The 11,499-nt window shown below is 34.3% G+C and carries 10 protein-coding genes and 1 other RNA gene; 6 read left to right on the forward strand and 5 right to left on the reverse strand.

Features of this window, described 5'->3' with window-relative positions:
- Position 1: 1 nt before the first annotated feature.
- Positions 2-1,165: a sigma-54-dependent transcriptional regulator gene (locus F0460_RS09125; protein WP_150012450.1), complete on the forward strand. Its 1,164-nt coding sequence runs from the start codon at positions 2-4 to the stop codon at positions 1,163-1,165.
- A gap of 5 nt (positions 1,166-1,170) precedes the next feature.
- The gene (locus F0460_RS09130; protein ID WP_150012452.1) at positions 1,171-1,803 is read left to right on the forward strand and encodes a DEAD/DEAH box helicase; all 633 of its coding nucleotides are present in this window, start codon (positions 1,171-1,173) and stop codon (positions 1,801-1,803) included.
- Between the two features lie 47 nt (positions 1,804-1,850).
- On the opposite strand, the gene rny is transcribed toward F0460_RS09130, so the two are convergent.
- The 4 genes from rny to F0460_RS09150 all read right to left on the reverse strand — a co-directional run bounded on the left by rny (position 1,851) and on the right by F0460_RS09150 (position 4,230).
- On the reverse strand, positions 1,851-3,416 hold the full coding sequence (gene rny, locus F0460_RS09135; protein WP_150012454.1) for a ribonuclease Y: 1,566 nt from the start codon (positions 3,414-3,416) through the stop codon (positions 1,851-1,853).
- A 48-nt stretch (positions 3,417-3,464) separates the two neighbouring features.
- Positions 3,465-3,570, reverse strand: a non-coding RNA gene (gene ssrS, locus F0460_RS09140) — 6S RNA.
- Positions 3,571-3,624: 54 nt separating this feature from the next.
- Positions 3,625-3,927 carry a cell division protein ZapA gene (locus F0460_RS09145; protein ID WP_150012456.1) on the reverse strand — a complete coding sequence of 101 codons (303 nt, stop codon included), beginning with the start codon at positions 3,925-3,927 and terminating at the stop codon, positions 3,625-3,627.
- A 6-nt stretch (positions 3,928-3,933) separates the two neighbouring features.
- Positions 3,934-4,230: a hypothetical protein gene (locus tag F0460_RS09150; protein ID WP_150012458.1), complete on the reverse strand. Its 297-nt coding sequence runs from the start codon at positions 4,228-4,230 to the stop codon at positions 3,934-3,936.
- 158 nt (positions 4,231-4,388) lie between these two features.
- On the opposite strand from F0460_RS09150, the gene F0460_RS09155 reads away from it, so the two are divergent.
- The 4 genes from F0460_RS09155 to F0460_RS09170 all read left to right on the forward strand — a co-directional run bounded on the left by F0460_RS09155 (position 4,389) and on the right by F0460_RS09170 (position 10,042).
- The gene (locus tag F0460_RS09155; protein WP_150012460.1) at positions 4,389-6,059 is read left to right on the forward strand and encodes a M23 family metallopeptidase; all 1,671 of its coding nucleotides are present in this window, start codon (positions 4,389-4,391) and stop codon (positions 6,057-6,059) included.
- Positions 6,060-6,069: 10 nt separating this feature from the next.
- A complete protein-coding gene (locus F0460_RS09160) occupies positions 6,070-8,529 on the forward strand; it encodes a TonB-dependent receptor (RefSeq protein WP_223810794.1) in 2,460 nt (819 codons plus the stop codon).
- Positions 8,530-8,570: 41 nt separating this feature from the next.
- Positions 8,571-9,293 carry a hypothetical protein gene (locus F0460_RS09165; protein ID WP_150012462.1) on the forward strand — a complete coding sequence of 241 codons (723 nt, stop codon included), beginning with the start codon at positions 8,571-8,573 and terminating at the stop codon, positions 9,291-9,293.
- A 128-nt stretch (positions 9,294-9,421) separates the two neighbouring features.
- Entirely contained in the window at positions 9,422-10,042 is a 621-nt protein-coding gene (locus F0460_RS09170; protein ID WP_150012464.1) for an outer membrane beta-barrel protein, read from the forward strand.
- Positions 10,043-10,247: 205 nt separating this feature from the next.
- Here F0460_RS09170 and F0460_RS09175 read toward each other — a convergent pair whose 3' ends face one another.
- Complete coding sequence (locus F0460_RS09175) at positions 10,248-11,474, reverse strand: MFS transporter (protein ID WP_150012466.1); 1,227 nt, start codon at positions 11,472-11,474, stop codon at positions 10,248-10,250.
- Positions 11,475-11,499: the final 25 nt, after the last annotated feature.

The following is an 11,499-nucleotide window of genomic DNA, read 5'->3' on the forward strand; positions in this document are numbered from 1 at the left end:
TATGGCTAAAATTTTAATTATAGAAGACGAAGCTTCAATCCGCAGGGTATTATCTAAAATATTGGCTGAAGAAAACGATCAGTATGTTGTTTTTGAAGCTGCCGATGGAGAAGAAGGTTTAGAAAAAATAAAAAACGATGATTTCGATTTAGTTATTTGCGATATTAAAATGCCTAAAAAAGACGGCGAAGAAGTATTGCAAGAAGCAAAAAAGATCAAACCGGAAACGCCTTTTATTATGATTTCTGGTCATGGCGATTTAGAAACAGCTGTTAATACCATGCGTTTGGGAGCTTTTGATTATATATCGAAACCACCAGATTTAAACCGATTGTTGACAACGGTTCGCAATGCTTTAGACAATAAATTGCTGGTTGTAGAAAACAAGCGTTTAAAAAAGAAGGTAAGTAAACATTACCAAATGATTGGCGAAAGCGACCCTATTCAGCAAATTAAGGATATGGTTGATAAGGTTGCCGAAACCGATGCACGCGTGTTGATTACAGGTCCAAATGGAACGGGTAAGGAGTTGGTTGCTCATAATCTTCATGAAAAAAGTAATCGAGCACAATTTCCTTTGATCGAAGTAAACTGTGCGGCAATTCCGTCAGAATTAATCGAAAGTGAATTGTTCGGTCACGTAAAAGGTGCGTTTACATCGGCTGTTAAAGATCGCGCAGGTAAGTTTGAAGCTGCCGATAAAGGAACGATCTTTTTAGATGAAATTGGTGATATGAGTTTGGCTGCACAGGCAAAAGTTTTACGTGCATTACAAGAAAGTATGATTACTAGGGTAGGAGCCGATAAGGATATTAAAGTTGATGTCCGTGTAATTGCGGCTACAAATAAAGATTTGCGTAAGGAAATCGAAGAAGGCAGGTTCCGAGAAGATTTGTACCATCGTTTGGCTGTTATTTTGATAAAAGTTCCGGCTTTGAACGATCGTAGAGATGATATTCCATTGTTGATTGAACATTTTACAAAGAAAATTGGCGAAGAAAACGGAAGTGCACAAAAATCATTTTCTGCCGATGCCATAAATCTTTTAAAAGCGTATGATTGGACAGGAAATATTCGTGAATTGCGAAATGTGGTAGAACGCCTGATAATTTTAGGTGGAAAAGAAATTTCAAAATCCGACGTAGAATTATTTGCATCAAAATAAACAAAATGAATTTAAAAAAGATAAATCCAAAATTACAGCAAGCGTTAATTGAAAATGGTTTAATCGAAGCTCCAAATGTTATAAAAGAAGGTTTTGGAACCATAAAATCGGGTAACGATGTAGTGTTGATTATTGAGGATAAAAAAGAACAGAAAGAAGCAATTGCAATTTCGGTAATTCAGCGGTTAGAAAAAGCCTTTATGTTATCTCCGCGCGCGTTAGTAATTGTCGAAGACAAACCTGAAGCTTTATTAATGGAAACCGTGTTTAAAGAATTGGCAAAATATACCGATTTGCGAATTTTTATGACGCACGATAAAACCGATTTGGATGAAGACAAAAACCAGATTTCTTTAGGAATCGATGTGTTGATTGGAACGCCAGAACGATTAAGCTATATGTTTGGTAATGCCGGCTTTGATGTAAATCAACTAAAAATGCTGGTAATTAACGATACCGATGAACTGTTGCGTTTACGTCATGATACTCGTTTACACCGTTTATCTGAAAGTATCGGGAAAACACAGCGTTTATACATATCAGAACAAGAAACCGAACGATTGGAGTTCTTTGTAGATAAAACCATGTTAGATAGTTATTGGTTTTCAGATGAAGAATCTTTAGAGGAAGAAGAATAAAAAAACAGAGCATTAAGCTCTGTTTTTTTGTTGTAATCACGATTATATTATTTAGCTATATTAACAGCTCTTGTTTCTCTGATAACGGTAATTTTAACCTGACCTGGATAAGTCATTTCGGTTTGAATTTTCTGTGATATCTGGAACGATAAGTTAGATGCTAATTCATCTGAAACTTTTTCGCAATCTACAATAACACGTAATTCTCTACCAGCTTGGATTGCATACGCATTTTTAACACCGCCAAAACCGTAAGCAATATCTTCTAAATCTTTTAAACGTTGAATGTATGAGTCTAAAACTTGTCTGCGTGCACCTGGTCTTGCTCCTGAAATAGCATCACAAACCTGAATGATTGGTGATATTAATGAATTCATTTCAATTTCATCGTGGTGAGCACCAATGGCGTTACAAACTTCTGGTTTCTCACCATGTTTTTCTGCCAACTGCATACCTAATAATGCATGTGGTAAATCACTTTCTGTATCTGGCACTTTACCAATATCGTGTAATAAACCTGCGCGTTTTGCTAATTTTACGTTTAATCCTAGTTCTGCGGCCATTATACCACAAAGTCTAGCTACCTCACGTGAATGGTGTAATAAATTTTGACCGTAAGAAGAACGGTATTTCATACGACCAACCATTTTGATTAATTCAGGGTGTAAACCGTGAATTCCTAAATCAATAACAGTACGTTTACCTGTTTCAACAATTTCTTCGTCGATTTGTTTGGCTGTTTTGGCAACAACTTCTTCAATTCTTGCTGGGTGAATACGTCCGTCTGTTACTAAACGGTGTAACGATAAACGGGCAATTTCACGTCTTACAGGATCAAAACATGAAAGGATAATAGCTTCAGGAGTGTCATCGACAATAATTTCTACACCCGTTGCAGCTTCTAACGCACGAATATTACGACCTTCACGACCAATTATACGTCCTTTTACATCGTCTGATTCAATATTAAAAACAGATACACAGTTTTCAATAGCTTCTTCTGTTCCTACACGTTGAATGGTGTTGATGATAATTTTACGAGCTTCTTGTTGAGCCGTCATTTTAGCTTCTTCAACAGTATCTTGAATGTAAGCCATTGCATGTGTTTTAGCTTCGGCTTTTAAGTTCTCAACTAATTGTAGTTTGGCTTCTTCTGCAGTTAAACCAGCAATTTGTTCTAGTTTTTCAACCTGAACACGGTGCAATTTATCTGTTTCTTCTTGCTTTTTCTCTAAAGATTCTAATTTTAATTCATAATCTTTAATAGTTTTTTCACTTTCCTCGGCAGCTTTTTTAGCGCGGTTTAATTCATTAGAAATCTGAGATTCTTTATCGCGGGTTCTTTTTTCAGATTCTGCCATTTTTTTATCTCGCGATAAAATAACCTGCTCATGTTCTGCTTTTAGTTCAATAAACTTTTCTTTTGCCTGAAGAATTTTATCTTTTTTAAGAGTTTCTCCTTCTGCGCGTGCGTCTTTTAAAATTACCTTGGCCTCGCTGTTTGCATTTTTAAGTATAGATGATGCGTTGTTTTTTTCAAGGTATTTTGCAATTGCAAAACCAATTCCGGCACCCACTATAATTGCGCAAATAATAAATATTGCTGTTTCCATTCGTGTGTAAATAGTTAATAAAAAAAGCCCACATTAGAAGAGTTGCATAAACTCTGGAAAACAAGTTTTGAGTTATCTTGCCGTTCAAGGATCCATTCTAGATGGCTTGCTTTAGTGGCAATGGTTCACCCATTTTAATTTGTTAGTGTTGAGTTTATCAAACAGAAGCTAATGTGAGCAGTATTTTTCAGCCTTAAAATTAAAGCTGTTATTTTATATGATATTTTAATAAAATTTGATCTAAACCGTTGTTAAATTCAATTAGTTTTTCTTTAGAATTATCTAAACCTTCTTCGTTTTGTATTCTGTTTTGTTCTACTTGCGATGCAAACTGTAAAGCACAAAATGCTAATACATCTTGCTTGTCGCGCATTTCAAAATTTTCTTCGAGCTGTAAGGTCATCGTTTCTATTTTTTTTACTGCGGCGCGTATTCCTTCTTCTTGATCCGGATTAACGGTTAACGGATACACTCTGTCTGCAATAGAAACTTTTATCTTTAATTTTTCCATAAACAATTAATCTATTTTTGTTAATTGTGATATGCAATGATCTATTTCCCGAACTAATGAATTTATCTTTAGTTTTGTTTCTTTTTTAAAATCTTCACTGCCCAATAACCCGTTTGCAATTTTTAAATTATCATACTGTTTTTGTAATTCAATATGTTTTTGCTGCAAATTGGTTTGCTGTGTTTGGTGTTGTAAAAGCTCGTTTCTTAATTGTTCGTTTTCTTTAACAACTTTTTCCAAATGCTGTATCAATTTATTCAACTTCGTTTCAATCGATAAAGTGATATCACTTAGTTTTTCCATTATTCAGCACTTAAATAATTATACAAATTTACTATTCTTTCATCGAAAATAAAAAAAAAAAATGAAATATCCGCGCTTTATTTGTTTTAATTTAATTCTGTATTTTTAAATTAGATAATTAAAATTTTGTTATCTTCTTCTTTATTAAAAAATTAAGTATGATTTACAGATTAATTTGTTTGTTGTTGATTGGTTTAAATTGCTTTGCACAGCAGAAAAATATTCCGGAGTTCGATGTTCCTATTAAAATTCCATTGTTGGTTGCGGGTAGTTTTGGAGAACTGCGTCCGAATCATTTTCATGCCGGAGTAGATTTTACTGCAAATTATAAAATTGGCGATCCTATTTACGCACCTGCCGATGGCGTTGTAAATCGATTGAAAGTGAGCAGTTTTGGTTACGGAAAAGCACTTTACGTTAAACATACAAACGGCTACACGACTGTTTACGGACATTTAAGTACTTACAACGATAAAATTACTGCGTATGTAAATGAGAAACATTACGAAAATAAAAAGTTCGAAATGGAATTATTTCCGCTTGCAAACGAACTTCCTGTTAAAAAAGGAGACATAATTGGATATATCGGTAATACCGGTGGATCTGGCGGACCGCATCTTCATTATGAAATTCGCGATACCAAAACCGAACACATTTTAAACCCTATTGCCGTTTCTTTGAAAGATAAAATTACCGATACCGAACAGGCAATTATTAACGGCATTTATGTGTATCCATTAACAGATGAAACAATAATTAATAACGAAAATTCGTTTTTCGAAGTAGCTTTAAACAAGGCAAATAATACGTATGTAAGTGAAACAATTCAGGCAAAAGGAACAATTGGTTTCGGAATTAACACGCACGACACACAAAACGGTAGTCGCGGTAAAAACGGAATCTATAAAATTGTAACTTATTTGAACGGATCGAAGTATTTTGAAGTGATTTTTGATGAATTTTCGTTCGATGAATCTAAATACCTGAATCAGTATATCGATTACAAATATTATCAGCTGACAGAAAACCGAATTCAAAAACTGTTTATTATTAACGATTTACCGTTGAGTTTAATCAAAACAAAAAAGAACAACGGACAAATAAATGTTAAGAACGATGCAGATTTCAATTTTAAAATTGAAGTTTTTGATGCGCATGATAATAAACAAACCATTCAAATTCCTATTAAATATTACGATTATCAAACCGTAGAAAAACCAAAACCAGCGGGCAAATACATTGATTATTTAAAAGATTATGCGTTTGAAGAAAAAAATTTTTCGGTTGAATGGGATGCGCGCACTTTTTTTGAAGATGTTTATTTAAAAATGGATTTTGCCGATAATACACTTGTTTTGCATAAAGACGAATATCCGGTTCAGAAAAATATCAGCATAAAAATAATTGTTCCAGATGATTATCCTAACAAAGACAAAACGTTTATAGGAAAAACCGATGGCAAAAAAATCAAATTTTTTGATACTTGGAAACGCGATAACGATTTCAGAATTCGTACAAAAGAACTCGGAACATATAAATTGGTACAAGATACAGAAGATCCGATTGTTAGTTTTACAAGCAGTCAAAGTGAATTTACGGCAGACGATGTTTTGGTTTTTGAAATTGAAGACAAACTTTCGGGAATTGATACCTACAGCGGATTTTTAAATAACGAGTGGATTTTATTTGATTACGATTACAAAACAAAGAAATTAATTCATAAATTAAGCGATAAAAAATTTACAGCCGGTAGCAATACTTTACGATTAGAAGTTACCGACCGTGTTGGAAATAATACTACATTTGAACAAACTATAGTTGTTAACTAAATAAAATATTTTGAACAAAAGCATATATGTTTTTTCGGCTTCTATAATCTCTGCATTTGGGTTCGCGCAAACGGCTCAAATTAAGGGTGTTGTGTTAAACGAACAAGATTCTCCCGTACAAAATGTGTTGGTACAGGCACAAGACAGGCAGGTTTATACAAATGCTAACGGATTTTATTTTTTAGAAGTGTCTCCGTCAGATCAAGTTACCATAAAATTTCAAGCCGATGCTTACCAAACGGTTATTTACACAGAATCATTGGAAAAAAATCAGTCATTTGAACTGAATATCCGCTTAAGTGATCATTCAGAAGAACTGGAAGTATTGGTTATCGATAAAAATTTACAACAGCGTTTTGAAGGAACAACCATTATTTCACCCGATGTTATAAGTAGAATTCCTGGGGCAAATGCTGGTGTAGAAAATATTTTGAAAACACTTCCAGGAGTTTATTCAAATAATGAACTTTCAACCCAATATGCCGTTCGTGGCGGAAATTACGATGAAAACCTTATTTATGTTAACGAAATAGAAGTGTATCGACCATTTTTAATTCGATCTGGTCAGCAGGAGGGTTTAAGTTTTACGAACACTTCAATGACCGATAAAGTCGATTTTTCGTCAGGTGGATTTCAAGCCAAATACGGCGATAAAATGTCGTCTGTTTTAGATATTACCTATCGCAAACCAAAACAATTCGGCGGACAATTAGATGCCAGTATTTTAGGTGGTGGTGTTACGGTTGATTTAGCTTCGAAAGATGAAAAATGGACAGCAATTACCGGTTTTAGATACAGAAATAATGCGTTGCTGGTAAATTCGCAAGATGTAGAAGTAGATTATAAACCACGTTATTTAGATGCACAATCGTTAATAACTTTTCAACCGTCGGCAAAATGGGAGTGGAGTTTGCTTTTAAATGCATCATCTAATGTGTATGAATATACGCCGCAAGTTAAACGCACAAAATTCGGAACCATTGGCGATTCAAAAGAAATGTCGGTTTATTACGAAGGTTCAGAAATAGATAAATACCAAACTTATTTTGGAGCATTTAAAGGTATTTTTAAGCCTAATTTAGAAAATAGTTATAAAGTAATTGCATCGGCATATCATACAAAAGAAGAAGAGTATTACGATATTTTGGGGCAGTATAATTTAGGAAATGTAAGTGGCGATTTAGGCGGAAATGCAGGCGAAGTTGAATATACGGTTGGTTTGGGTTCGCAGTTAAATCACGGTAGAAATAATTACGATGCCTTAATTGTTAGTACCGAAGTTAAAGGTCAGCATAAATTAGATGAAAACGAAATAGAGTGGGGCGTACGTTACGTTTCCGAAGATATTCGCGACCGTTTGGTTGAATGGGAAGTGGTAGATTCAGCAGGATTTTCCTTGGCGCATCCGTATTTTTCAACACCAAACAATCAGCCTTACGAACCTTATCAGGGCGAATTATTGCCTTATCAGAATGTTCGTGCAACCAATTTTGTAAAGATTAATCGTTTAAACGGATTTGCACAGTGGAGCAGACGTGGATCAATCGGTGAGCATGAAACGTTTGTAAATATCGGAGCCAGAGCACATTATTGGAATGTTGATGCAGAAGGATACGAAACATCGAACGCACAATTTACAATCAGTCCGCGAGCGCAATTTGCCATAAAACCCAATTGGGAAAATACCGATATGGTTTTCCGTTTGTCGGGTGGTTTGTATCATCAGCCGCCAAGTTATCGTGAATTACGTGCCATGGACGGATCGATCAATCCCGATGTAAAAGCACAGCAATCAATACATATCGTTTTATCGAATGATTACAGTTTCAAAATAAAAAACACGCCGTTTAAGTTGTTTACCGAATTGTATTATAAAGATTTATCAAACGTAAATACCTATACGTTGGAGAATGTTCGAATAAGATACAGAGCCGATAATAATGCCGAAGCGTATGTTTATGGTGCGGATTTGCGTGTGAACGGAGAAATTGTTCCGGGAATTGAATCGTGGTTTTCTGTAGGATATTTAAAAACCGAAGAAAATTATAATAACAAAGGATTTATTGCCCGACCAACCGATCAGCGTTTAAAATTAGGATTGATGTTTCAAGATTACATGCCTACAATTCCTAATTTAAAATTGTACTTGAATCAGGTTTACAATACGCCGTTACCGGGTGGTTCGCCATCGTATGTTGATCCGTATGATTATCAGTTACGACTGAAAAATTACATGAGAACCGATGCTGGTTTCTCTTACATTTTTAAGGATCAAACGTTTAAGTCAGAAAAAAAATGGCTAAAACCGTTTGAAGAAGTTGCCGTTGGTTTTGAAATTTACAACCTGTTTAACAATGAAAATGCCATTACAAATACGTGGGTTCGCGACGTTTATACAAAAACCATGTATGCCATTCCAAACAGAATGACGATGCGTACCTTTAATTTAAAACTAAATATGCGTTGGTAAACGTGAAATTTCGCTATATTTGAATGAAGATTTAAAAGCTTATGAAATTATACATAGCCCTTTTAGCAGTTAGTTTGGTTGCCGTTGTTTCTTGTAAAAAAGAAACCGAAACGCCAAAAGTAATTTATGAAAACGAAAAAAATACTGCCGAAGTTAATTATCAGAAAATAGATTCTACCGAAATTAAAATTGCCGATTTACCAATAAAATTCAGCGGTACCAATTATTTATTGCACCCAATTGGTAATGTTCGCGTGTATAATACGGGATCGTCACGTTCGGGAAGTTCAAAAATAAACAATCAGGTTAGTTATAAAATCTCTAATTATTCTACTCCGGAAATTACCGGTTTTATAACAAATGTAATGTTTCAGCACAAAGATTCGTTAGATTTAAAACCATTGACAGCCAACCGAATGGAAATTTTGTCGGTCAATTATTTAGACGAATTAGCATTAAAAACAAACAAGCAGTTTTTGGTGTACACGTTGGTAGATGTTGATACAAATAAAGACGGAAGATATGACGATAACGATATTAAAACGTTGTATATATCTAAAATCAATGGAACAAAGTTCACAAAACTTACGCCCGATTTGCATGAGTTATTAGATTGGCAGGTAATTGATGAGAAATTGTATTTTAGATCGATAGAAGACATCAATAAAAATGGAGAATTCGATTCTAAAGATGCTGTTCATTATTCCTTTATAAACTTATTAAGCGAAGATTGGAAACCGGCGGGTTACAATCCGTTAAAGTAAAAACCTTGATTGTCAAGGTTTTTTTTATGTTGATTTGTTAATCTTTGCGATAAATACAAATAACTTATATTTTAAACACTAAAAATTGTAAATTGTGCGTTTAAATGATTCAATCAAAAACAAAATTCATGAAAAGAAATTTTAAAGGTCTTTTAGCTTTAGCTGGTATTGCTTTAGCTGCTACAAATGTGCAAGCTCAAGCACAAACATCTGGAAGTGTTTTCGATAATTTAAGTATTGAAGCTCAATACGGATTAAACTCTGCATTAAGTCCGAACGAAGGAATTACAACAAGCGATTACAGCGGATTTAACTTTTTTCAGTTAGGTCTTAATTATCATATTGATGATGTTTGGGGAGTTCGCGGAACATTTGCAAGTTCAAATTTTAAACATAAAGATGTAGAAGATCATGGTGTAAAGTACAACAGATTAATGTTAGAAGCTACCTATAATATTTTTGCAGCTGTTAACGGCGGAATGATGCAACCATTTGATGTTACCGCACATGCCGGTTTTGGTTTGGCTTCGGGTAAAAGTGAATTAGGAGGGGATAATGATTTGGCAGGTGTTGCACAAATTGGTATCATGCCAAAATACAACTTTACTTCGCAGTTTACAGTTTTTATCGACGGAACTTTTGTAAACCAATTTAGTCAGGATTACGGTTTTAATGGTACAGCAATAAAACAAGGATCTGGAAGTTATTTCAATGTTGGTTTAGGTGTTCAATACAAGTTCAAAAAGTAATCAATATATCACAACAAAAAAGGGATTGTTTTAAACAATCCCTTTTTATTTCTTCTCGTTTTTAGGAAGATATTCGTTGGTTTTCTTTGAAGCAGTAAATTTTTTATAGCCAAATAAAGCCAGAACAATAGCAGCCATTGCTAAATATACATATTGCATAATACTTAATTTTGTAAAACAAATGTAATATATTTTAAAACAGCTTTTACAAATTTTTCTTTTTTGATAAGTTCATTAATGCAGGTGTAAAAAACGAACAGATTCCAATTAAAATAATTACCAATCCAAGAATAATAAAGGTGTAGTTAATTCCTATAAAATCGGCAATAAAACCTGTAAAAAGTAATCCGATGATTGATGGAAGCACCGAAAAACTATAATACAATGAAAAAACACGACCTAACATGTTGTGTTGAATTTCCTCTTGAATAATCGTTGTAAAACTGGCGTTATAAAGTGATGCCGAAATTCCGCCGATTGCTGTTAAGATTACAAAAAACACAAACTGATCTGCCGATAACCAGCCAGACCATGCAAAAGTTACACCGATCAATATGTGCATTAAATTAATAATGATTACTTTGCTTATTGTTGGTTTCCAAATTCCCAATAAACCACCGCCGACTAACATTCCAACTCCCCAAATAACTTCAATAATACTTATTTCGAATTTATCGCCTTTAAAATGATTGATCGTAAGCAACGGAAAAAGCACTGCAACCGGCATTATACAGAATAAACCGACAATAGAATATAAAAAAAGATACCACAAACCTTTGTTGCGCGTAATTTCGTAAAAAGCCGTTTTCATATCGTTCCATATATTACGGAAACTTGCAGCCGTTTTTTCATCGGGAATTGAGTTTGGAATATAGATAAACAACAGCGAAATTATAGCAAATGCAGCTCCGATAATATCTAAAAGCAACACATTACCAATTGATAACATACCAATTGCAAAAGCTCCTAAAGCCGGGCCTGCGATTCCTGAAACCGATTGAATAATCTGGTTGATACCTGCGATACGCAATAATTCGGACTGTGGTGCTAGTAAGGGAATTGAAGCCTGCATAGCGGGCATATGAAAGGCAGAACCTACCGATCGCAAACCTAACATGACATAAATGAGTGGTAAACTTTCGTATCCGAAATAAAAACTTATCGACATAAATAAAGTACATAAAGCAACAAAACCGTCGGCAAAGATCATTGTCTTTTTTCTATCCCAACGGTCAATATAAACTCCGGCAAAAGGTCCGATCAACGCTTGCGGTAAAAGTGCTGCAATAGCAGCAAAAGCCAAAACTTCGGCAGATTCGGTCTTTAAACTCAACCAAATAATTATGGCAAAATTTACGGCAGAACTACTTATCAAAGAAATAAACTGACCAATCCATAGAATGGTAAATTTTCTTTTCCAATTATTATCCATAAAAATAAAGTGCGTGTTTTTGTTA

Origin of the sequence: Paenimyroides baculatum (genome assembly GCF_008629655.1) — a bacterium.
GTDB lineage: Bacteria > Bacteroidota > Bacteroidia > Flavobacteriales > Flavobacteriaceae > Flavobacterium > Flavobacterium baculatum.